This is a genomic window from Micromonospora sp. HB375 (assembly GCF_017872985.1).
Classification (GTDB): domain Bacteria; phylum Actinomycetota; class Actinomycetes; order Mycobacteriales; family Micromonosporaceae; genus Micromonospora; species Micromonospora chalcea.
Window position 1 is genome coordinate 1428747 of record NZ_JAGGJO010000001.1, and the last position, 21282, is coordinate 1450028.

General features: G+C 74.1%; 23 protein-coding genes and 1 pseudogene. 14 read left to right on the top strand and 10 right to left on the bottom strand.

Annotated features, from left to right (window positions below; all coding sequences use genetic code 11):
- Positions 1–11: 11 nt before the first annotated feature.
- On the bottom strand, positions 12–326 hold the full coding sequence (locus tag J3R08_RS06895) for an STAS domain-containing protein (protein ID WP_069089251.1): 315 nt from the start codon (positions 324–326) through the stop codon (positions 12–14).
- 94 nt (positions 327–420) lie between these two features.
- Between J3R08_RS06895 and map the strand changes: the two genes are divergently transcribed.
- Together map and J3R08_RS06905 are read left to right on the top strand one after the other, a co-directional pair.
- Positions 421–1278: a type I methionyl aminopeptidase gene (map, locus tag J3R08_RS06900; RefSeq protein ID WP_043325831.1), complete on the top strand. Its 858-nt coding sequence runs from the start codon at positions 421–423 to the stop codon at positions 1276–1278.
- On the top strand, positions 1275–1991 hold the full coding sequence (locus J3R08_RS06905) for a VIT1/CCC1 transporter family protein (protein WP_030503432.1): 717 nt from the start codon (positions 1275–1277) through the stop codon (positions 1989–1991). The genes map and J3R08_RS06905 overlap by 4 nt, the downstream gene beginning before the upstream one ends.
- Positions 1992–2004: 13 nt before the next feature.
- On the opposite strand, the gene J3R08_RS06910 is transcribed toward J3R08_RS06905, so the two are convergent.
- The 7 genes from J3R08_RS06910 to J3R08_RS06940 all read right to left on the bottom strand — a co-directional run bounded on the left by J3R08_RS06910 (position 2005) and on the right by J3R08_RS06940 (position 8426).
- Positions 2005–2733, bottom strand: coding sequence for a nucleotidyltransferase domain-containing protein (locus tag J3R08_RS06910; protein ID WP_166455507.1), 729 nt, complete (start codon positions 2731–2733; stop codon positions 2005–2007).
- Positions 2734–2838: 105 nt separating this feature from the next.
- Positions 2839–3306 carry a nitroreductase family deazaflavin-dependent oxidoreductase gene (locus tag J3R08_RS06915; RefSeq protein ID WP_043325828.1) on the bottom strand — a complete coding sequence of 156 codons (468 nt, stop codon included), beginning with the start codon at positions 3304–3306 and terminating at the stop codon, positions 2839–2841.
- A 153-nt stretch (positions 3307–3459) separates the two neighbouring features.
- Positions 3460–6138 carry an FtsX-like permease family protein gene (locus J3R08_RS06920; RefSeq protein ID WP_209960407.1) on the bottom strand — a complete coding sequence of 893 codons (2679 nt, stop codon included), beginning with the start codon at positions 6136–6138 and terminating at the stop codon, positions 3460–3462.
- Positions 6135–6866, bottom strand: a complete 732-nt coding sequence (locus J3R08_RS06925; RefSeq protein WP_043325826.1) for an ABC transporter ATP-binding protein — start codon at positions 6864–6866, stop codon at positions 6135–6137. The genes J3R08_RS06920 and J3R08_RS06925 overlap by 4 nt, the downstream gene beginning before the upstream one ends.
- A gap of 19 nt (positions 6867–6885) precedes the next feature.
- Positions 6886–7467, bottom strand: coding sequence for a PadR family transcriptional regulator (locus tag J3R08_RS06930; protein ID WP_030503427.1), 582 nt, complete (start codon positions 7465–7467; stop codon positions 6886–6888).
- A 69-nt stretch (positions 7468–7536) separates the two neighbouring features.
- A complete protein-coding gene (locus J3R08_RS06935; RefSeq protein ID WP_209960408.1) occupies positions 7537–7980 on the bottom strand; it encodes a ferritin-like domain-containing protein in 444 nt (147 codons plus the stop codon).
- Positions 7977–8426, bottom strand: a complete 450-nt coding sequence (locus J3R08_RS06940; protein WP_209964033.1) for a hypothetical protein — start codon at positions 8424–8426, stop codon at positions 7977–7979. Before J3R08_RS06940 ends, J3R08_RS06935 begins: the two co-directional genes overlap by 4 nt.
- A gap of 263 nt (positions 8427–8689) precedes the next feature.
- On the opposite strand from J3R08_RS06940, the gene rimP reads away from it, so the two are divergent.
- The 12 genes and pseudogenes from rimP (at position 8690) to J3R08_RS07000 (ending at position 19924) form a co-directional block, all read left to right on the top strand.
- On the top strand, positions 8690–9346 hold the full coding sequence (gene rimP / locus J3R08_RS06945) for a ribosome maturation factor RimP (protein ID WP_043325821.1): 657 nt from the start codon (positions 8690–8692) through the stop codon (positions 9344–9346).
- Positions 9343–10386, top strand: a complete 1044-nt coding sequence (gene nusA, locus J3R08_RS06950; protein ID WP_030503423.1) for a transcription termination factor NusA — start codon at positions 9343–9345, stop codon at positions 10384–10386. The genes rimP and nusA overlap by 4 nt, the downstream gene beginning before the upstream one ends.
- A gap of 15 nt (positions 10387–10401) precedes the next feature.
- Positions 10402–10738, top strand: a pseudogene (locus J3R08_RS06955) (YlxR family protein).
- Between the two features lie 93 nt (positions 10739–10831).
- Complete coding sequence (infB, locus tag J3R08_RS06960) at positions 10832–13837, top strand: translation initiation factor IF-2 (protein WP_069089329.1); 3006 nt, start codon at positions 10832–10834, stop codon at positions 13835–13837.
- Between the two features lie 82 nt (positions 13838–13919).
- The gene (locus J3R08_RS06965) at positions 13920–14963 is read left to right on the top strand and encodes a TRM11 family methyltransferase (protein ID WP_064447082.1); all 1044 of its coding nucleotides are present in this window, start codon (positions 13920–13922) and stop codon (positions 14961–14963) included.
- 41 nt (positions 14964–15004) lie between these two features.
- Positions 15005–15298 (top strand): DUF503 domain-containing protein, encoded by a 294-nt coding sequence (locus J3R08_RS06970; RefSeq protein ID WP_043325814.1) that lies wholly within the window; start codon positions 15005–15007, stop codon positions 15296–15298.
- Positions 15299–15479: 181 nt separating this feature from the next.
- Positions 15480–15962 (top strand): 30S ribosome-binding factor RbfA, encoded by a 483-nt coding sequence (gene rbfA / locus J3R08_RS06975; protein WP_043330546.1) that lies wholly within the window; start codon positions 15480–15482, stop codon positions 15960–15962.
- Complete coding sequence (locus J3R08_RS06980) at positions 15959–17005, top strand: bifunctional oligoribonuclease/PAP phosphatase NrnA (RefSeq protein WP_064447083.1); 1047 nt, start codon at positions 15959–15961, stop codon at positions 17003–17005. The genes rbfA and J3R08_RS06980 overlap by 4 nt, the downstream gene beginning before the upstream one ends.
- 136 nt (positions 17006–17141) lie before the next feature.
- The gene (locus tag J3R08_RS06985; RefSeq protein ID WP_043325811.1) at positions 17142–17549 is read left to right on the top strand and encodes a hypothetical protein; all 408 of its coding nucleotides are present in this window, start codon (positions 17142–17144) and stop codon (positions 17547–17549) included.
- Positions 17549–17758 carry a DUF6186 family protein gene (locus J3R08_RS06990; protein WP_176722875.1) on the top strand — a complete coding sequence of 70 codons (210 nt, stop codon included), beginning with the start codon at positions 17549–17551 and terminating at the stop codon, positions 17756–17758. The genes J3R08_RS06985 and J3R08_RS06990 overlap by 1 nt, the downstream gene beginning before the upstream one ends.
- A gap of 475 nt (positions 17759–18233) precedes the next feature.
- Positions 18234–18554, top strand: a complete 321-nt coding sequence (locus J3R08_RS06995) for a hypothetical protein (RefSeq protein WP_209960409.1) — start codon at positions 18234–18236, stop codon at positions 18552–18554.
- A 47-nt stretch (positions 18555–18601) separates the two neighbouring features.
- Positions 18602–19924 carry an MATE family efflux transporter gene (locus tag J3R08_RS07000; RefSeq protein ID WP_209960411.1) on the top strand — a complete coding sequence of 441 codons (1323 nt, stop codon included), beginning with the start codon at positions 18602–18604 and terminating at the stop codon, positions 19922–19924.
- A 7-nt stretch (positions 19925–19931) separates the two neighbouring features.
- On the opposite strand, the gene J3R08_RS07005 is transcribed toward J3R08_RS07000, so the two are convergent.
- Entirely contained in the window at positions 19932–20873 is a 942-nt protein-coding gene (locus tag J3R08_RS07005) for a hypothetical protein (RefSeq protein ID WP_209960413.1), read from the bottom strand.
- 84 nt (positions 20874–20957) lie between these two features.
- Positions 20958–21251: a hypothetical protein gene (locus J3R08_RS07010; protein ID WP_043325804.1), complete on the bottom strand. Its 294-nt coding sequence runs from the start codon at positions 21249–21251 to the stop codon at positions 20958–20960.
- Positions 21252–21282: the final 31 nt, after the last annotated feature.

The window sequence follows — 21282 nt, forward strand, 5'->3', positions numbered from 1 at the left end:
ACCCGAGTCGGTCAGGTGGGGACGAGCCAGTCCTGGTCGCCCAGGCCGGAGATGTCCAGCACGCGCCGGACCTGCGGGGACGGCAGCACGGTGAGCGCGTTCGGGAACCGCTGGGCGAGCCGGACCACCGCGTGGATGGCGGCCGAGTCGAAGAAGGTCACCGCCCGCAGGTCGAGCGTGAGCTGCTCGGCAGGCTCGCGGAGCGCGGTCTGGAACATGGTGTCGGCGGTCGCCATGTCGACCTCGCCGGTCACCTGGACGCGCACTTGGTCGCCGTCGACCTGCGCCGTCACGGAGAAGACGGGCGCCGCGCCCCCTTGATCCACGGAGCAACAATGGCACAGCGTTTGCGGTACGGCAACAACCTGCCCGGCCGGGCTGTGGCGGGGGGCACACCACCCCCGGCGATAGGCTTGGGCCATGACCGTCCGTGCGCCGCTGACCCCCGGCACGCTTTCCCCGTGGCGAGCGGTTCCCGCCCACATCCCGCGCCCGGAGTACGTGGGTAAGAAGCGCCCGCAGGAGTGGCGCGGCTCGCACGTGCAGACGCCGGAAACCATCGAGAAGATGCGCGTGGCCGGGCGCCTCGCCGCGCAGGCCACCCAGCTCGCCGGTGAGCACTGCAAGCCGGGGGTGACCACCGACGAGATCGACAGGGTGGTGCACGAGTTCCTCTGCGACCACGGCGCCTACCCGTCGACGCTCGGCTACCGGGGCTTCCCGAAGTCGTGCTGCACCAGCCTCAACGAGGTGATCTGCCACGGCATCCCCGACTCGACGGTGCTCCAGGACGGCGACATCATCAACGTCGACGTCACCGCGTACCTGAACGGCGTGCACGGCGACACCGACGCCACGTTCTGCGTGGGCGAGGTGAGCGAGGAGGCCCGCCTGCTTGTCGAGCGGACCCACACGGCGATGATGCGCGGCATCAAGGCCATCGCGCCGGGCCGGCAGATCAACGTCATCGGCCGGGTGATCGAGTCGTACGCGAAGCGGTTCGGCTACGGCGTGGTCCGCGACTTCACCGGGCACGGCATCGGCGAGGCGTTCCACAGTGGCCTCTACGTGCCGCACTACGACAGCCCGCGCCCCACCGACGTGATGGAGCCCGGCATGACGTTCACCGTCGAGCCGATGATCACGCTCGGCACCTACCAGTACGACATGTGGGACGACGGCTGGACCGTGGTCACCAAGGACCGCCGGTGGACGGCCCAGTTCGAACACACCATCGTCGTCACCGACGACGGCTACGAGATCCTGACGCTGCCGTGACCGACACCCCGGCGGCGCTGCGCGAGGCGCACCACGCGGACGTCTCCGGCGGCTGGCTGCGGCCGGCCGTCTTCGGCGCGATGGACGGACTGGTCACCAACATCGCGCTGATCGCCGGTGTGGGCGGCGGCGGGGTGTCCCCGCGCAACGTGGTGCTCACCGGCGCGGCCGGCCTGGTGGCGGGCGCTATCTCGATGGGTCTCGGCGAGTACACGAGCGTCCGGTCCGCAAACGAGCAGGTCGCCGCCGAGGTGGCCAAGGAGCGGCGCGAGCTGGAACGCCACCCCGAGGCCGAGGCCCGGGAGCTGGCCGACGCCTGGGTCGCCCGTGGACTGCCCCGCGAGCTGGCGACGCAGGTCGCCGAGGCGGTACGCGCCAACCCGGAGGAGGCGCTGCGGGTGCACGTGCGGGAGGAGCTGGGCGTCGACCCCGACGACCAGCCGAGCCCGTGGGCCGCCGCGATCTCGTCGTTCGTCTGCTTCTCGATCGGCGCGCTGGTGCCGCTGCTGCCGTACCTGCTCGGTTTCACCAGCCTCTGGCTGGCGCTCGCCGTCGGCGGCGTCGGCCTCTTCGTCGCCGGTGCGATCGTGGCCCGGTTCACCAACCGTGCCTGGTGGCGTGCCGGTCTGCGGCAGCTGCTGCTCGGCGCGCTGGCGGCCGGCGCCACCTACCTGATCGGCGCGCTGATCGGCGTCGGCGGCGGCATCGGCTGAGGCGGAGCCGTCCTCAGCCGGACAACAGGTCGTCGATCGTGCCGTCGACCGGCCGGCCCCGGGCGGCCAGCTCCTCGGCCTGGCGGGTCAGCGCCGCGCCCACCTCGGTCATGTCCGCGCCGGCCAGCCCGGTACGCCGCACCGCGTCCCCGGGGTCGCGGAAGTAGGTGCGGCTGAACAGCCCCTGCACCGTCGCCGCGGCCAGCCGCGCCTCGCCGAGCATGAGCAGTGCCTGGTCCGTCTCGTACCACTCGGCCAGCCGCAACGCCCGGGCGTGCGCCGCGCTGCCCCGGTACCACGCCTGCCGCGCGGCGCCGGTGAACTCCGCCGGCCGGGCCCGCGCCAGTCGTGCCAGGTGCTCGTCGCGCAGCTTCGGCAGCCAGCCGGTCGGGTCGTGCAGGGCGCGGGTGGTGACGTACCGATCAGCGGCCAGCGGCCACCGGGACGTGATCGTCGTCGCCCGGCGCAGGTAGTCGTCCGCCCCGGCCACTGTCAGGTCGACGAGCACCCCGTCGACCCGGCGGGTGGCCGGCGGCGGCCCGGCGTCGGGCCGGTAGGTGACGACCAGCAACCCGACCTCGCGGTCCCCGCCGCCGTCGTCGTCGCCGTGCGCGAGCGGACCGTGTACGGCGACCGCCAGCACGTCGGCCGGGAACCGCCGCAGGACGGCGTCACCGACGCGCTCGGCCACCTGCCACCGCGGGTCGTCCAGACGCCGCTCGGCGTTCACGTCGACAGCCACGGTCCACCTCCGTCCGAGCGCTCGCCTGCGGCAACCCTAGCCAGATCGGGCCGGGCGGCCCCGGGGGCGCGGATGTCGGATTGTGCGCGTCTGCGGCAAGGGCGCTCAGGCGTTCGGGACCAGGCGGAAGACGCGGATCTCGCGGTTACCGGCGCGCTCGACGTACGTGCGGTACGCGGGCCACTCCTGCACCAGCCGCTGGAACAGCCGTTCCCGTTCCTCGCCGGTGACCTGCTCGGCGGTGACCGGGATCCGGCGGCCCTTGACGTCCACCTCGGCGGCCGGATTAGCCATCAGGTTGAACGTCCAGGACGGCTGGTGCTGCTGCCCCCAGTTCGAGCCGATCACCACGTAGGCGTCGCCGTCGGGGACGTACACCAGGGGGTTGCTGCGGGGCTTGCCGGAGCGGCGGCCGGTGGAGGTGAGCACCAGCGTGGGCACGAGCCCGAAGGCGACCACTCGGCCCTTCGTCATCCGGCCGACCAGCCGGTCGGCCGGGACGAGCAGGCGCATGGTGGCGCCGAACCAACGCTGGTGACCGAGACGGCGGGTGAGGGTTCCCAGGGCTGACATCCGACAAGTGTGCCGCCCGCACCGCGCCCCGTCACCCCCTCGGACGGTCAGTCCGCCCCAAGGTCGACTCCATTTCCCCGAAGTGGTGGCATCCACCCCACCGCGATGCCGCCACTCCGGCGAAATGGTGTGGACCATGCCTGGGTGGCCGGCTCAGTCGAGCCGGCGTTCGATCGGCAGGCGGGACCTGGTGAACAGCGCCGCGCCGCCCATCGCCACCAGCGGCACCACGACCAGCGCGGCGAGCGTCACGCCGGGCACCGTCACCGGGTACGGCGGCTGCACCGGCCAGGAATCCGCGTACCGCTGGTTGAGCGCGGCCAGGACGACCACGGCGGAGCCGAGCCCGGCGACGATGCCCAGCGCGGAGCCGAGCACCGCGATGACCCCGGCCTGGCAGAGCGACAGCAGGCGGCGTACCCGGGGATCGGCGCCCACCGCCGCGAGCGTGGACAGGTCCCGGCGGCCCTCGGCCGCGGCGAGGCCGGTGGCGACAGCGGCGGCGCCCAGCGTGATCACCCCCGAGGCCACCGCCAGCAGGAGCAGCATCGGGCGCTGGTCCGACGGCGGGTCGGCGGTCGCCACCTGCGCCGACATGGGCCCGATGTCGTACAGCTCGTCGGTCAGCATCTCCATCTGCCGATCGGTGGGCGAACCGGCGGTGTCCAGCAGGTAGCCAAGCGGTACGGCGGACAGGCCGAGCGCGTCCGCGGCGGCGGGGGAGAGCACCAACCGGTCGACGCTGAGACCGCCGCGCAGCGCGTACGCGGGCAGGAGACGCCCGGTGGGCGGGCCGCCGGAGTTGTAGTTGACCTCCACCCGGACCTGCCCGTCCACCACCCGCCGGGCGTCGGTGACCACCACACCGCCGGTGGCGAGCGTCCGGCGCGCGGCGGCCAGCTCGTCGGCGGGCGCGCCGGTGAGCGCGGCCAGCGCGGCGCCGTCGTCCACGAGCGCCGGCAGGTAGACGTCGACCGGCTCCTGGAAGGGGCTCACGCAGCGCGGATCGCGCCGGGCCGAGTCGGGAACCGGGTCGGAGGAGGTGTACGGGCAGCGCCGCTCCGGCGGAACGAGCGCGTACGCCGCGCAGTCGTTCTTGTCCCGGACGTCGCCGGCGCACCCGGGGACGGCGACGGGCGTCACCGTGGCGTCGGGCAGTACCGTGCGGGCCCGGGCGGCGACGACCTCGGCCGACGGCGGGCCCGTCGGGGTCGGCCCGGAGTGGGTGAGCAGCACGTTGCCCGGCGGCAGGCCGGGCTGCCAGAGTTCCCGGGAGCGGGTCTCGTCACTCGCCACGTAGACGCCGAGCGCGACGCTTCCGGCGACGGCGGCCATCACCGCCGAGATGGCCGGCGCGGCCGACGACCGGTTGCGGCTGGCGTCGCGCAACGCGAGCCGGGGGGTGAGCGGCAGCAGCCGGCCGGCCCGGCCCAGCACGCCCACGAGCGTCGGGGTGCAGAACACCAGCCCCAGCTCGCCCAGGGCGACACCGGCCAGCACGCCGGTCTGCGAGGTGCGGCCGGCGGCGAACGCGGCGATCGCGGTCCCGGCGACGGTGAGCGCCACCCCGATCAGCAGCCAGCGGCGGCGGGGCCGGGACCCGTCGCGCCGGCCGGCCAGGCCGGTCGCCACGTCCTGCCGGGCCGCCGTCCAGGCCGGCGCCATCGCCGCCAGCACCCCGGCCAGCACCGCCGTCGCGGCGATCGCCACCAGCGCGGCCGGGAAGATCCGGTACGCCCCGAGGCGCTCCCCGAGCAGGTACTGCTCGACGAGCGGCCGGCCGGCGAACGCGGCGCCGATGCCGAGCAGCAGCCCGAGGGCGGCCCCGCCGGCGCCGAGCACCACCCCGTCGGCGAGCACGATCCGGCGCAGGTGGGAGGCGTCGCCACCGGCCACCGCGACGAGCGCGAGGTCGCGCCGCCGACGGCGGACGCTCACCGCGAAGGCCGGGCCGACCAGCAGCACCACCTCCAGCAGGCCCAGCCCGCCGACCACGCCGACGACGCCGGCCTCGTCGGCGTCCGGCACGCGCATACCGCGGGTGAGCTCCTCCCGCCCGGGCAGCGGGTCGCGGACGACGATCTGGATGCCCTGCGCGTTCAGCCGGTCGGCGAGCCCCGGGTCGAGCGGGCCGGGCAGGTCCACCAGCCAGGTGTCGCTGCCGGCCGCGGTCTCCGGGGTCACCCCGGCCAGCGTGATCACCTCCCGGAGGTTGTCCGGGTACTCCACCACCCCGACCACCCGGTACGTGGCGCCGTCGATGGTGCGTACCGGGTTGCCGATGCGGGTGTCGAGCCGGCGCAGCGCCGCGGGGCTGACCGCGATCTCGTCCGGGCGCACCGGCGGCCGGCCGTCGAGGACCCGGGCCAGCGGCCGGGTGAGCGGGTCGGTCAGGTCCAGGGCGCGCGCGTCGAGCGACTCGACGTGCCGGCCGATCCGCGTCGAGAACGTCATCCACCAGCGCGTGCGGGCGACCCGGCTGCCCTCGGGCAGCAGCGCGCGCACCTCCTCGGCGGTCGCCGGACGGGTCCGGCCGACCCATTCGCCCTCGACCGGCCAGGCCGACTCGCCCCAGGCGTCCTGCCTCACCGCCGTCAGGCTTTCCCAGCGCAGCGCGACGTCGGCGCCGCCGAGCTGGCGTTCGATCCGCTCGGCGCGGGTCAGGTCGCCCATGTCGTAGCTGACCGCGGCGAAGCTGAGGCCGAGCACCGGCAGCGCGATCATCACCAGCACCAGCAGCGTGCGCCGCCGGGACCGCCGGGCCTCCCGGCGGGCGATCCGCAGCGCGGTCCGCCACGATCCGCGTACGGCGGCGAGGCGGCCGCCGGTCACCGGATGCTGCCGCTGAGCAGGTGGTCGACGCCGATCAGCGGGGCGGTCGAGTCGACCATCACCCCGTCGCGCAGGAAGACCACCCGGTCCGCCCAGCCCGCGTGCCGGGCCTCGTGGGTGACCAGCACCCCGGCCGCCCCGGCGTCCACCCGGCGGCGCAGCAGGTGCAGCACCGCCTCACCGGTCTGCGAGTCCAGCGCGCCGGTCGGCTCGTCGGCGAGGACCAGGCGGCGTTCGCCGACGAGGGCCCGGGCGATCGCCACCCGCTGCTGCTGGCCGCCGGACATCTGGTCCGGGAAGCGGTCGGCCAGGTCCTCCAGGTCGACCTCGCGCAGCGCGTCGAGGGCCGACTGGCGGGCCGCCCGTACGCCGGCGCCGTCCAGTTCCAGGGGAAGCGCCACGTTCTCCACCGCGGTCAGGCTGCCGAGCAGGTTCAGATCCTGGAAGACGTACCCGATCCGGCGGCGGCGCAGCCGGGCCAGCTCCCGGGCGGACAGCCCGACCAGCGCCTCGCCCTCGACCACCACCTCGCCGCCGGTGGGCCGGTCCAGGCCGCCGGCGAGCGCCAGCAGCGTGGACTTGCCGGACCCGGAGGGGCCCATCACCGCCACCAGTTCCCCGGCCCGCACGGTCAGGCTCACGCCGCGCAGCGCGTGCACGGCGGCCTCACCGGCGCCGTGGGTACGGCGTACGTCCCGCAGTTCCAGCACCCCGTCGATCGGGTCCATCAGCGCCTCCCGTGCCGGTTCACCGGCGGGCTTCGTCGCCGGCCCGGTCCACCGCCTCGGGGTGGTCGACCGCCCGGATCGGCGCCGGGCGGTGCCGGACCAGGCTGGTCTCGCAGTGGTCGAGCCACCGCACCTCGGCCTCGGTCTGGAAGATCATCGCGTCCAGCACCAGCCGCCAGGGTAGATCCTCCGGCTTGTCGCTCGTGTACTTCAACCGGGTGAACTCCTGAAGCGCGCGCATGGTGGCGGTGCGCTGGGTCTGCACCACCGCCCGCACGTCGACGCCCGGCGTGGTCAACGCCAGCGCCAGCTTGATCGACAACTCGTCGCGGGGACGGTCGGCGCGGCTGATCGGGGTGGCGAACCACATCGCCAGGTCCGCCCGTCCGGCGTCGGTGATCTCGTACGGCCGCTGCCCGCTCTCGTTCTCCGGCAGCGGGCGCACCAGTCCGTCGCGTTCCAGCCGGGCCAGCGTGGTGTAGACCTGCCCGATGTTCAGCGGCCAGGTCGACCCGGTGGACTCCTCGAACGCGGCACGGAGCTGATAGCCGTACATCTGGCCGCGTTCGAGCAGGGCGAGCAGGCCGTGACGGATGGACATGACCGCGAGTATGCATACCTGGTATGCGCAGCGCAACCGGGAAGCTTCGCCGGGTGACCGGCGTCGCGCTCAGGCGGGGCGGCCCGGGAACGGAACGGTGACCGGTGTCACGCCCGCCGTACGCCGCCAGCGGGTGGCCCGCAGCGCGCAGTCGGTGAGCGCGGCGAGCGCCGTGTTCCGCTCCACGCCGCTGGTGTGCGCGAGCGCGGCCCGCCAGTGCCCGGCGGTCCGCTCCTCGATCTCCACCGCCAGCCGCAGCGCTCCCGCCCGGTCGGTGACCGGATAGGGCAGCGCGTACCCGGCCCGGTCCGCGGGGACCTGGCCGGAGCCCTCGGCGAGCTGCAGGAGCAGCGCGTCGCGGCGGGACCGGTGCGCCGCCTCGGCGGCCCGGGCCGCCGTCCGCGCCGCGCCGGTGAGGTGCACGCCGATCACCCCGTACGCCCAGATCGCCGCGTACTCGGCGGCGAGCGCGTCGGCGAGGGCGGAGGCCGGGCCGGTCGTCGGGTTGTTCACTTCAGGGCCTCCACGTGGGTCGCCCGCGCGGCGGCGATCGAGCCGAGCAGCGCGGCCCGCTCGGCCGGCGCCTCGGCGCAGGCCTTCGCCGCGTTGGTCCGGCCCTCCTGCTCGGCCTGACGCAGCTCGGTGAGCACGGCGTCGGGCGCGGGCGCGCTCGCCGAGCCGGCGGCCGCCGGCGTGCCGGAGGGAGCTGGCCGGCCGATGACCCGGCGTAGCTCCTCGGCGTGTGCCTTGTGCGCGTCGGCGATCGGGGTGAGCCGTTCGGCGAGCGCCGGGGCGGCGGTGGCGGCGGCCCGGTAGCGGGCCTCCAGCGCCAGCGCCTCGGCGGCCAGCGGCTCCAGCGCATCAGGCGCCGGTGGCTGCCGGTCGCGGTCGAAAAGATCACAACCGGTCAGCGGCGCGGCCGCGCCGCCGAGCGCCACGAGCCCTCCGGCGCGCAGCAGCCAGCGCCGGGAATGCCCCGCTCTGACCTGGTCGGATGGTGTTCTGCCGGTCCCCACCTGACAGAGTCAACACCATTCGCGCCGCCTCGTGGGTCAGGGTCTCGGTGCGCCGCCGGGTCCGTCCGCGGCCGTTAGCGTTACGCTCTGCGCAACCACCGGGCGCGGACGCCCCGGTGGCGTGCCGGTATGGCGGGCCGACCGCCCGCACCGGCCCGGGACAACACGGCCCGCGGGTCGTGGCAACAGCAGGAGAGGTGCGCGGAATGACGCAGCGTGGCCGTGCCACCCGGCCGACGGGGCCCGCCGGGCGGCCCCGCCGGTCCGACGGCCCCCGCGGCGCGGAGCGCAGCGGCGCACCCCGTGGCGATCTGAACGCGCGCCGCAACCGGCTGCGCGAGGTGATCGAACCGGTCGTCGCCGCGGCCGGCTACGACCTGGAGGACCTTTCCGTCTCCCGCGCCGGACGGCGGCACGTGGTCCGGGTGATCGTGGACGCCGACGGCGGGATCAACCTGGACGCCGTGGCGGACATCTCCCGCGCGGTGTCGGCGGCCCTGGACGCGGCGGAGGAGTCCGGCGGCGACATCGTGGCCGGCGAGTACCAGCTGGAGGTCAGCTCGCCCGGCGTGGACCGCCCGCTCACCCTGCCCCGGCACTGGCGGCGCAACGTGGGCCGGCTGGTCAAGGTCACCGTCCGCGGCGACGCCGGGGACCGCCAGCTCACCGGCCGGATCACGGCCGCCGACGACGAGCGCGTGGAGCTGGAGACCGACGCCGGCCCCGTGGCACACCCGTACGCCGAACTCGGGCCCGGCCGGGTCCAGGTGGAGTTCAGCCGCCTGGACGACCTGGCCGACGAGGACCTCGGCGACGACACAGACACCGACGACGACGAAGATCTGGAGGACGAGGAGAGGTGAACATCGACCTCGCGGCGCTGCGCGCCCTGGAGCGCGAGCGGGAGATCCCGTTCGACACGATCCTCGCGGCGATCGAGACCGCGCTGCTGACCGCCTACCGGCACACCGACGGCGCCGAGTCGCACGCCCGGGTGGAGATCGACCGCAAGAGCGGGGCCGCCTCGGTCTTCGCGCAGGAGCTCGACGCCGACGGCACCGTCACCCGGGAATGGGACGACACCCCGCACGACTTCGGGCGGATCGCCGCCATGACCGCCAAGCAGGTGATCCTCCAGCGGCTGCGGGAGGCCACCGACGAGGTGCACTTCGGTGAGTACGTGGGCCGCGACGGTGACCTGGTCACCGGCGTGGTGCAGGCGCACGAGACGCGCCGGGAGAAGGGCATCGTCAGCGTCGACCTGGGCAAGCTGGAGGGTGTCCTGCCGCAGTCCGAGCAGGTCCCCGGCGAGCGGTACGAGCACGGCGAGCGGATCCGCTGCGTGGTCGTGCACGTCGCCAAGGGCATGCGCGGGCCGCAGATCACGCTGTCCCGGTCGCATCCGGCGCTCGTGAAGAAGCTGTTCGCGCTGGAGGTGCCGGAGATCGCCGACGGCACCGTGGAGATCGGCGCGATCGCCCGTGAGGCAGGTCACCGTACGAAGATCGCGGTCCGCTCCACCGCGTCCGGAGTCAACGCCAAGGGCGCCTGCATCGGCCCGATGGGGCAGCGGGTCCGCGCGGTGATGAGCGAGCTGCACGGCGAGAAGATCGACATCATCGACTGGTCGGACGACCCCGCGACGTTCGTCGGCAACGCGTTGTCGCCGGCCAAGGCGCTGCGGGTCGAGGTGGTCGACCTGGCCTCCCGTACCGCCCGGGTGACCGTCCCGGACTTCCAGCTCTCGCTCGCGATCGGCCGGGAAGGGCAGAACGCCCGCCTGGCGGCTCGCCTGACCGGTTGGCGCATCGACATCCGGTCCGACGCGGAGACCGCGGCCCCGCAGAGCCGGGGCGGAGCTGATCACGTCCCGGAGCCGGGCGGCGCGATCTCCGGCGGCTAGGGGTAGACTTACTCAGTGGCACGACGCGCGATTCCGGAGCGCACCTGTGTGGGCTGCCGGAAACGGGCGCCGGCCAGCGAGTTGTTGCGGGTTGTCGCGATCGGTGACGAGGCTGGTCACATCAGTCTCAGGCCCGATCCGGCCCGCAGACTGCCGGGTCGGGGAGCGAACATGCACCCTGATCCGGCCTGCTTCGCGCAGGCGGTGCGGCGTCGCGCCTTCGGGCGGGCACTGCGCCTCACCGGGGTTCCTGACCACGGTGCGCTTGCGGAGCACGTCGACGCGCAACCCCCGACGACCGGTCAAGCCCGACCGGTCGAGGGTCGCTAGCAAGGTAGGACGACCGACATGAGCACACGATGAAGTCCCTGAAATGACCAGGCTTCAAGTGCACGAGTGAGGTCGCTGCGGGTGCTGCCCGCACGACCTCGGAGTGAGGAGTGCAGTGGCAGGAAAGGCCCGCGTACACGAGCTTGCCAAGGAGCTCGGGGTCGAAAGCAAGACCGTTCTCGCCAAGCTCAAGGAAATGGGCGAGTTCGTGAAGTCCGCGTCCAGCACCGTCGAGGCGCCTGTCGCCCGGCGGCTGCGTAGCGCCTTCGTAGCCGGTTCGTCGGCGCCCGCCGGCCCGCCGGCTGCCGCGCCCAGCGGTCCGGCACCGACCCCGACGCCCACCCCGACCCCGGGTGCCCCCCGGGTCTCGGCCAAGCCGATGCCGCCCCGGCGTCCGGCTGCGCCGACCCCTGGACCGAAGCCCAAGGGCCCGGTCCCCGGCCCGCCGCAGCCGGCGACTCCGGTCGCCAAGCCGGCGAGCGCGCACGACATCGAAGTGGCGGCCGCCGAAGCGCGTGCCGCCGCGCTGAAGGCTGAGCAGGAGGCCGCGGTCAAGGCCGCGCAGGCCGCCCGCCAGCAGCAGCGCGAGACCGTACGCCGGGAGCCTCCGGCCGAGGGCGGTCCCCGTCCCGGCCCGCGTCCCGGCCCGAACGCCATGCCGCCGCGTCCGGGTTCCCCGGCCGCCGGTCGCCCCGGCGGTCCGGGCCAGGGTCAGGGCCCCGGTGCCCGGCCCGGCGGTCGTCCGCCGGCGCGCGGCGCCGGTAACAACCCGTTCGGCATCCAGGGCGGCCAGCAGCAGCGGCCCCCGGCCGCCGGTGCGGGCGGTCCCCGTCCCAGCCCGGCCGGCATGCCGCCGCGGCCCAGCCCGGCGTCGATGCCGCCGCGGCCGAGCCCGGCCTCGATGCCGAGCCAGCGTCCGACCACCGGCCGTCCCGGCGGCCCCGGTGGCGGTCGTGGCGGACCCGGTGGTGGCGCCGGTCGTCCCGGTGGCGGTGGCGGTGGCTACCGCGGTGGACCCGGTGGTGGCGGCGGTGGCGGTGGCTACCGCGGCGGTCCCGGTGGTGGCGGCGGTGGCGGTGGCTACCGCGGCGGTCCCGGCGGCGGTGGCGGTGCTCCCGGCGGTGGTTTCCGTCCGGGTGGTCCGGTCGGCGGCGGTGGCCGTCCCGGTGGCGGCGGTCGTGGCCGTGGCGGTGGCGCTGCGGGTGCCTTCGGGCGTCCGGGTGGTCGCCCGACCCGCGGTCGCAAGTCCAAGAAGCAGCGCAGACAGGAGTTCGACAACCTGTCGGCCCCGACCATGTCCTCGGGCGCGCCCCGCGGTCAGGGTCAGGTCGTCCGGTTGTCCCGTGGCGCCTCGCTGTCGGACTTCGCCGACAAGATCAACGCCAACCCGGGTTCGCTGGTCCAGGAGATGTTCAACCTGGGCGAGATGGTGACGGCGACCCAGTCGTGCTCCGACGAGACCCTGCAGTTGCTGGGTGAGCACCTCGGCTTCGACGTGCAGATCGTCAGCCCGGAGGACGAGGACCGCGAGCTGCTCGCGCAGTTCAACATCGACCTCGACGCCGAGGTCGCGGCGGACCGCCTGGTCAGCCGTGCGCCGGTCGTGACCGTCATGGGTCACGTCGACCACGGTAAGACCAAGCTGCTCGACGCGATCCGCAAGGCGAACGTGGTGGCCGGCGAGGCGGGTGGCATCACCCAGCACATCGGCGCCTACCAGGTCCACGTCCCGCACGAGGGCGAGGACCGCGCGGTGACGTTCATCGACACCCCGGGTCACGAGGCGTTCACCGCCATGCGTGCCCGTGGCGCCCAGGTCACGGACATCGTGATCCTGGTGGTGGCGGCGGACGACGGCGTGATGCCGCAGACCATCGAGGCGCTCAACCACGCCAAGGCGGCGGACGTGCCGATCGTGGTCGCGGTCAACAAGGTCGACAAGCCCGAGGCGAACCCGGACAAGGTCCGCCAGCAGCTGACCGAGTACGGCCTGGTCGCCGAGGAGTACGGCGGCGACACCATGTTCGTCAACGTGGCGGCCAAGCCCGGCATCGGCATCGAGGAACTGCTCGAGGCCGTGCTGCTGACCGCCGACGCGTCGCTGGAGCTGACCGCTCCGATCGACGGGCCGGCGCAGGGTGTCGCGATCGAGGCGCACCTGGACAAGGGCCGTGGCGCGGTGGCGACCGTGCTGGTGCAGAAGGGCACCCTGCGTGCCGGTGACTCGATCGTCGCCGGTGGGGCGCACGGCCGCGTGCGGGCCATGCTGGACGAGAACGGCAAGCCGGTCGACGAGGCCGGTCCGGCGCGTCCGGTCATGGTGCTGGGTCTGACCACGGTGCCGGGTGCGGGTGACACCTTCCTGGCCGCCGAGGACGACCGCACCGTGCGGCAGATCGCCGAGCAGCGGCAGGCGCGGAGGCGGGCGGCGTCGTTCGCCAACTCCCGTGGCCGGGCCACCCTCGAGACGCTCATGGAGCAGCTCAAGGAGGGCGAGAAGACCTCGCTCAACCTGGTGCTCAAGGGCGACGTCTCCGGTTCCGTGGAGGCGCTCGAGGACGCGCTGTTCAACCTCGACATCCCGGAGGAGGTCCAGCTTCGGATCATCCACCGGGGCGTGGGCGCGATCACCGAGAGCGACGTCATGCTCGCGAGCGCCTCGTCCGAGGCGGTCACGATCATCGGCTTCAACGTGCGGGCCTCGAACAAGGTCCGCGAGATGGCCGACCGCGAGGGCGTGGAGATCCGGTACTACACGGTCATCTACCAGGCCATCGAGGAGATCGACGCCGCGCTCAAGGGTCTGCTCAAGCCGGAGTACGAGGAGGTCGAGCTGGGCACCGCGGAGATCCGCGACGTCTTCCGCTCGTCCAAGATCGGCAACATCTCCGGCTGTATCGTCCGGTCCGGCCTCATCCGCCGCAACGCCAAGGCGCGGCTGCTGCGGGACGGTGCGGTCGTGGCGGACAACCTCACGATCAGCTCCTTGAAGCGGTTCAAGGACGACGCGACCGAGGTCCGCGAGGGCTTCGAGTGTGGTCTGACGCTGGGCGGCTACAACAACGTCCAGGTCGGCGACGTCATCGAGACGTTCGAGATGCGCGAGAAGCCGCGCGCCTGAGTTCCACACGTACGACCGGCCGGCGGCCGGGGCCTTCGGGCCCCGGCCGTCGCCGTTTTCCCAGGCTGCGACAATCTGCGGCGTGATCCGGTACGCGCTGCTCCTCGCCCCCTCCGCCAACCGCGTCTACGCCGACGCGGCGGCCCGGCTGGCCCGCGCCGAACTGGCCGTGTTCGCCGGCTCCGGCGTGCTCGACGTGGTGCCGGGCGACGCCGAGGTCACCCGGATCGGCGGGGTGGAGTACCTGACGTTCACCGCCCCCGAACCCGGACTCGGCGAGCGGGACCTGGCCCACCTGGCGAACCTGTCGGCGGCGTACGCGCTGTTCGAGCGGGTCGGTGACGACCTGCTGCGGCCGGTGCCGCTGAGCCCGCTGGCCCGGTACGACTCCGACCTGATCACCATCCCCAAGTACGCCGGCAAGACCAACGAGCAGTTCACCCGGCTGCTGCTCAACGTCACAGTGCTCGCCTCCGCCGCCGCGCCCCGGATGCTGGACGGGCCGGTGGTGGTGCTGGACCCGCTCTGCGGCCGGGGCACCACGCTCAACCAGGCGCTGATGTACGGCTACGACGGCATCGGGGTCGAGCGCGACAGCAAGGACGTCGACGCGTACGCGACGTTCCTGCGTACCTGGCTGCGCCGAAAGCGGCTCAAGCACACCACCGAGTCGACGTCGGTGCGCCGGGACCGCAAGCTGGTGGCCCGCCGGTTCGAGGCGGTGCTCGCGCCGTCGCGGGACGAGCACCGGGCCGGGGCCACCCAGCGGGTCACCGTGCTGAACACCGACACCACCCGGGCCCGCGAGGCGCTGCGCCCCCGCTGCGCCGACGTGATCGTGACCGACGCGCCGTACGGGGTGGCGCACGGCAGCCGTACCGATCAGGGGTTGTCCCGCAGCCCGCTGGAGCTGCTCACCGCGGCCGTGCCGGTGTGGCGGGAGCTGCTGCGCCCCGGTGGCGCGCTCGGGCTGTCCTGGAACACCCACGTGGCGCCGCGGGCGCAGGCGGAGGCGGTGCTGGCCGACGCCGGGCTGCGCGTGCTCGACGGCCCCGGCTTCGGTGACTTCGCCCACCGGGTCGACCAGGCGATCGAGCGGGACGTGCTGGTGGCGGTCGCGCCTTAATCGCGTGCCGGGGTGCGCCACCCGGCGTACCGTTGCTCGCCGTGTATACCGGAACCGCACTGTTCGACCTGTTGCTCCCGGGTGACTCCCGGTCCCTGAAGGCCAAGCGGTCCTACGTCCGGCCGATCGTCGCCGCGCTGCGCAAGTTCGAGGTCTCCGCCGCCGAGGTGGGGGCGCTGGACCTGCACGGCCGGGCCGAGATCGGGGTGGCGGTGGTGGCCGCCGAGCCGGCCCACGTCCGCGAGGTGCTCGACTCCTGTGAGCGGCTGGTCGCCGCCCGCCCGGAGACCGAACTGCTGTCGGTGCGCCGTCGCCTGCACGGCGAGGACGACTGACGGCGCGTCGCGCGGTACTCCGCCCGTGCCGCGTGAGGTCCGGTGGGACGCGGGTAGTGTTCTTCAGCGTTGGGCGGTCGGACCCGGCGGCGCCCACGCGCCCGCCGTCTCCGGCCGACGGCCCGGGTCGCACGGTGACCCGGCGCCGTCATCGGTACAGGTGATCCCGGAGGTGGGGGACATGACGGATCAGGCAAAGGTTCGCCGGCACGCGGAGCGTATCCGGGAACTCGTCGCGTCGGTGGTGCGCAGCCAGATCAAGGACCCCCGGCTCGGCATGATCACGATCACCGACGCCCGGATCACCGCCGACCTGCGCGACGCCACCGTCTTCTACACGGTGCTCGGTGACGCGGCGGCCCAGGCGAGCACCGCCGCCGCGCTGGAGAGCGCCAAGGGCATGCTGCGCAGCACCGTCGGCAAGGCCCTCGGGCTGCGGCACTCGCCGACGCTGACCTTCGTCCTCGACGACGTGCAGGACCAGGTCAAGCACATCGACGACCTGCTCGCCGCAGCGCGTACCGCCGACGCCGAGGTGCAGCGGCTGGCCGCCAAGTCCTCGTACGCGGGCGACGCCCAGCCGTACCGGGTCGAGGACGACGAGGACGCCGCGGACGACGAGCCGGCCGCCGACGACGAGCCGCGCGAGGGCGACCGCCGGTGACCGAGGTCGCCGTCGCGGGTGGCCTGCCGGCCGGCCCGGCCGAATCGGAGTGGGCGGCGGCCGTCGCGGCGGTACGCGACCTTCCCGCCGACGCGCGGGTGCTGCTGATCTGCCACGTGAACCCGGACGGGGACGCGCTGGGCAGCATGCTCGGCTTCGGGCTGGGTCTGCGGCGGCTCGGCGTACGCGATCTCCAGGCGACCTTCCCCGGCCCGCCGGAGGTGCCCGAGCCGTTCCGCTGGATGCCCGGCGTGGAGCTGCTGGTGCCGCAGGACGACACGTACCCCGATCCGGATCTGGTGATCTGCTTCGACGCGGCGAGCGAGTCGCGGCTGGGTGACCTGGTGGGCCGGCTGGACACGGCGGGCACCTCGCTGGTGCTCGACCACCACGCCTCGAACACCGGCTTCGGCCGGATCAACCTGGTCGACCCGCACGCCGCCGCCACCTCGGTGGTCGCGCTGGAGTTGCTGGACCGGCTCGGGGCGACGCTCGACGCGGAGGTGGCGACCGGGCTCTACGTCGCGCTGACCACCGACACCGGCTCGTTCCGCTTCGAGGCGACCACGCCTGCCGTGCACCGGATGGCGGCGCGTCTGCTGGCCACCGGCATCCGGCCCGGCGACATCTCCCGGCGGGTGTTCGACACCCGCCCGTTCGGCGCCGTCCGCCTGTTCGGCGAGGTGCTCGGCCGGGCCACGCTGGAACCGGCGGCCGCCGCCGGGCACGGGCTCGTCTGGACGTACGCGACCCGCGAGGACCTGGTCCGGCACGACCAGCCGGCGTACGTGCTGGAGGCGCTCATCGACTCGGTGCGGTGCACCGAGGAGGCGGACGTGAGCTGCGTGATCAAGCAGGCGGGCGAGGCCGAGTGGGCGGTGTCGCTGCGCAGCAAGGGCGCGGTGGACGTGAGCGCGGTGGCGGTGGCGCTGGGCGGTGGCGGGCACCGGTTCGCGGCCGGCTTCACCGGGCGGGGCGCGCTCGACGAGTTGGTCGGACGGATCCGGGCCGAACTCGCTACCGCAACGCTGGTAGCCCCCTAAAAGCGGAATTGTGCCGATATTTCTGCCGGGCCGAGGCGCGGCGATGATCGGAAGTGTGAGCTGATCGGCGGCTTTTCCAGGGATTACGAGGCGTGCCAGCCTTTCCGCCGTGCGTGACGCTGGGGACAATCGGGTGATGGATCATCCCCGTGAGCTCACCGTCGAGGCGCCCCGGGCCTGGGACCGGCCGGTCGTCTCCGTGCCGGTGCTGATCTGCTTGTCCCTGGTCGGCGGTCAACTTCCGTCCTTCTCGACCGCGGCCAACCTCTACATCCTCACCACCGGCGGAGGGTTGATCTGGGTCGGCCTGAGCAACCGGGTGCCCCGGCGCCCGGCGCCCCGCCGGCTGCCGTCGGTCGCGCTCTGGTGGCTGGTGCCGGTGACCGTCTTCGGGGTCTTCGAGGGGGCGACGTTCATGGCGGCGGCGGGTGACGACTTCCCCACCCTCTCCCGGCTGGCCGATCCGCTGCTGGAGGACAGTGTGATCCGTTCGGCGGCCTGGTTCGCGTGGCTGTCCACGTTCTGGGGACTGGTGCGCCGATGATGCGGGCACTGGCGATCGGCGGGTTTCTGGTCTCGCTCGTGCTGTTCGCGGTCGTCGAATGGGTGGCGCGCCGGGAGGGCTCGCGGGTCCCGTCGCTGGCCGACGTCTGCGCCTTCGTGATGCGGTACGAGGTGGGCCCGGTGCCGGTCGGGCGGATCGGCCTGTTCGGTTTCTGGTGGTGGCTGGGCTGGCACTTCCTGGCCCGCTGACGCGGCCGGCCGAGCCGGACGACGAGGTTGATCTTTCCGCATTTCGGGAACTGTGGGCAGCATCTGGAAAGTGAACGTTAATTTGGGTGAGGGCCGGCGCTTCGCGGCGCTGGTCACGGGCGGTGCTGCCGCACCCGGCCTCGCCTCCCTCCAGGGTCAGACCGACCCGGGCTCACGCTGCCAGGCGAGCCGCTCCGGTGATCCCGGACCGCAGCCGGGCGCCCGTAGGGCCGCCGTGTCCGGCGGACCGCACCCTGGAAGGACCTCAGATGCCCAGCAAGCGCAAGCCGCAGACCGAGACCACCACCGACGAGGCGCGCGAGCAGATGCGCCGCGCGCTGCAGACCTCGATGGACACCCGTCAGTGACGTACGCCGTCCGGCGGTGACGCCGGCCGGGCCGCACCCGTGGCCCGACGCCGACGTCACCGCCGCTCGGGACCGACCGCCGTGCCGGACGGCGCTACCGTCACCCGGTGCGACGCATCCTGGTCGTCGGCGCCTCCGGCGCCGGCAAGAGCACGCTCGCCGGTGAACTGGCCCGGCGACGCGACCTTCCGCTGATCCACCTCGACCGGCACTACTGGCGCCCCGGCTGGACCGCACCGGCCCCGGCCGACTTCCGCGCCGAGGTGGCAGCGCTCGCCGCCCGCCCGGCCTGGGTGATGGACGGCAACTACGCGAGCACGCTCGACCTCCGGCTGCCCCGCGCCGACCTGCTGGTGCTCTGCGACACCTCCCGGCTGCGCTGCCTGCGGCGTGACACGGCCCGGTTCCTGGCCGACGCAAGTAAGTAGCCCCCCGCCTTGCGGACCTTACTGGGAGCGTGCCAGGATCGGCGTCGATGAGCACGACTGCCGCCCCCGCCACCGCCGCCACACCCCGGCGGATCGCCACGCTCGCGCTGCCCGCCCTCGTGGTGCTGGCCGCCGAGCCGCTCTACGTCCTGGTCGACACCGCAGTGGTGGGTCACCTCGGGCGGGTGCCGCTGGCCGCGCTCGCCGTCGGCGGCACCGTCATGACGCTCACCGCCTGGGTCGGCACCGTCGTCGCGTACGGCACCACCGGGCGCTCGGCCCGCCGCTTCGGGGCGGGGGACCGGGCCGCCGCGGTGGCCGAGGGCGTGCAGGCGTCCTGGCTCGCGCTGGCCACCGGAGTGCTGGTGGCGGTCGCCATCGGCATCGGCGGGGGCGCGCTGACGCGTACCCTCGTCGGCGGCCCCGGCGAGGTGGCCGACGCCGCCGCCGGATGGCTGCGGGTCGCGGCGCTCGGCGCGCCCGGCCTGCTGCTCGCCGCTGCCGGCAACGGCTGGCTGCGCGGCATCCAGGACACCCGCCGGCCGCTGCTGTTCGTGCTCGGCCCCAACCTGCTCTCCGCGGTGCTCTGCCCGCTGCTGGTCTATCCGGCCGGGCTCGGGCTGGTCGGCTCGGCGGTGGCGAACGCGATCGCGCAGACGCTCTCCGGCGTCCTGTTCGCGGCCGCGCTGGTGCGCGAGCGGGTCTCGCTGCGGCCCCGGCCCCGGGTGATCGGTCAGCAGCTCGTGCTCAGCCGGGACCTGCTGGTGCGCGGTGTCGCGTTCCAGGCCAGCTTCCTGTCCGCGACCGCCGTCGCGGCCCGCTTCGGCGCCGCCGCGGTGGGCGCGCACCAGATCGCCCTGCAACTGTGGTTCTTCACCGTGCTGGTGCTCGACGCGCTGGCCATCGCCGCGCAGTCGCTGGTCGGCGCCGCGCTGGGCGGCGGCGACGCGGCCGGCGCGCGGTTCCTGGCCCGCCGCGTCGCGCTGCTCGGCGGGCTGTGCGGCGTGGCCTTCGCGGTGCTGATCGCCGCCGGCGCCGGCGTCGTGCCGTCGTGGTTCAGCTCCGATCCGCAGGTACGCGAGCAGGCCATGACGGCCTGGCCCTGGTTCGTCGCGCTCCAGCCGATCGGCGGCGTGGTGTTCGCGCTCGACGGGGTGCTGATCGGCGCGGGCGACGTGCGCTACCTGCGCAACCTCACCATCGTGTGCGCGTTCGGCGGGTTCCTGCCGGCGATCTGGCTGGCGTACGGGCTGGAACTCGGGCTGGGCGGGATCTGGGCCGGGCTGACGCTGTTCGTGGTGCTGCGGCTGGCCGGCCTGCTGCTGCGGATGCGCTCGGGCGCGTGGGCGGTGGTCGGCGCGGTCCGCTGACGCCGGGTCAGCAGGGCTGGAACGAACCGGGGCCGCCCATCCACGGCTCGACCACGAAGAAGCCCTCGTCCAGCCGGGCGCAGTCGACGTTGTTCGTGCTCGCCTGCGCGGAGACGAGCCAGAGCCCGCGCTTCGCCGCCGGCAACCCTTCGGGGTGGGGGACCTCCCAGACGACCCGGTCACGGATGGCGGCGATCCCGGCCCGGCCCGGTGTCGTCCGCGGCACGTCGAACGCGTACATCCAGACGTACTCTGTGGTGATCCGCAGGATCGGCCGGCCGTCGTCGCCGGTGACGGCCCGGTAGCGCATCTCACCCCGGACCCGGATCTCGTCCGCGCTGTCCTGCGAGCCGATCCGGGTGGCGTAGTTCACGAACGACAAGTCCTCGAAGTCGGTACGCAGCTGAGCGCGCGCGGCCGGCGCCAGCAGCGCCAGGAACGGCTCCGTGTCGCCGAGGATCATGGACAGGTCGAGCCGGGCCTGGACCAGCGCGGCCCGGACCCGGGTCAGCGCCGCGGCCACCTCGCGGGCGGTGAACGGGGGCCGCGCCGTGGCCTCCGGCAGGACGATCCCGGCCTCACCCACCGCGAAGTCCGCGCCGATGGTCCCCGCGAACAGGTCGCGCGGCTCGCCCACCCGGCTGAGCGGCACCGGCGACGGGCTGGCTTCGGCCGACGCCGCGGCGGCGGTGCCGGACCGTACCCGGTCGACGGTGACCCGGCCGAGCACGGCCGTGCCGCCGATCAGCGCCAGCGCCAGCACCACCACGAAGGCGACGCGGCGCTTGCCGCGCTGCCGCGACCAGACCATGCGGAAGCGCTCGCCGCGGGTCAGCGGGACGTCCGCGTCCGCGCCGGTCATCCAGCTCGGCAGCTGGATCTCCGCGCCCCGGGAGGCGACGGCGTAGGGATCCGGCTCGGGCGGTGTGGTCCCGTCTTCGGTGCTCATGCGGCGTTCCAGAGGGGTGCAGGGGCAGGGGGCGCATGATCATCGCACCCGGCCGCCGATCCCGCTGTCCCGTTTCCGTGCCGGTCAGATCCGCCCCTGCCGGATCGCCCACCCGAGGTAGAGCGTGCCGACGACCAGCAGCGTCGCGGTCACCAGGACGAACACGAACGACCCGATCGCGGCCATCGTGGGGTGCCGCTCGCCGAACCGGGTCCGGCCCTGCCAGGCCCACATCCGGTGGCGCGCCGCCGCCAGCGCCGGCACACCGTCGACCAGGCCGGACAGGCGGCGGCCGAGCGTACGGCGGGGCGGCTCCGGATTGCGCATCCAGTCCGGCAGGTCGACCCGGGCGCGGTGCGGTGGCGGGGCGTCGCTCATCGAAAGGCTCCTACCGCGGGGTGGCGTGGTG

Bases quoted from the DNA above. Each gene is read 5' to 3' on its own strand.
- map (WP_043325831.1), top strand. From the start codon at position 421: ATGACCGTCCGTGCGCCGCTGACCCCCGGCACGCTTTCCCCGTGGCGA.
- J3R08_RS06915 (WP_043325828.1), bottom strand. From the start codon at position 3,306: ATGTCAGCCCTGGGAACCCTCACCCGCCGTCTCGGTCACCAGCGTTGG.
- J3R08_RS06925 (WP_043325826.1), bottom strand. From the start codon at position 6,866: ATGGACCCGATCGACGGGGTGCTGGAACTGCGGGACGTACGCCGTACC.
- J3R08_RS06930 (WP_030503427.1), bottom strand. From the start codon at position 7,467: ATGTCCATCCGTCACGGCCTGCTCGCCCTGCTCGAACGCGGCCAGATG.
- rimP (WP_043325821.1), top strand. From the start codon at position 8,690: ATGACGCAGCGTGGCCGTGCCACCCGGCCGACGGGGCCCGCCGGGCGG.
- rbfA (WP_043330546.1), top strand. From the start codon at position 15,480: ATGACGGATCAGGCAAAGGTTCGCCGGCACGCGGAGCGTATCCGGGAA.
- J3R08_RS06985 (WP_043325811.1), top strand. From the start codon at position 17,142: ATGGATCATCCCCGTGAGCTCACCGTCGAGGCGCCCCGGGCCTGGGAC.
- J3R08_RS06990 (WP_176722875.1), top strand. From the start codon at position 17,549: ATGCGGGCACTGGCGATCGGCGGGTTTCTGGTCTCGCTCGTGCTGTTC.
- J3R08_RS07000 (WP_209960411.1), top strand. From the start codon at position 18,602: ATGAGCACGACTGCCGCCCCCGCCACCGCCGCCACACCCCGGCGGATC.
- J3R08_RS07005 (WP_209960413.1), bottom strand. From the start codon at position 20,873: ATGAGCACCGAAGACGGGACCACACCGCCCGAGCCGGATCCCTACGCC.
- J3R08_RS07010 (WP_043325804.1), bottom strand. From the start codon at position 21,251: ATGAGCGACGCCCCGCCACCGCACCGCGCCCGGGTCGACCTGCCGGAC.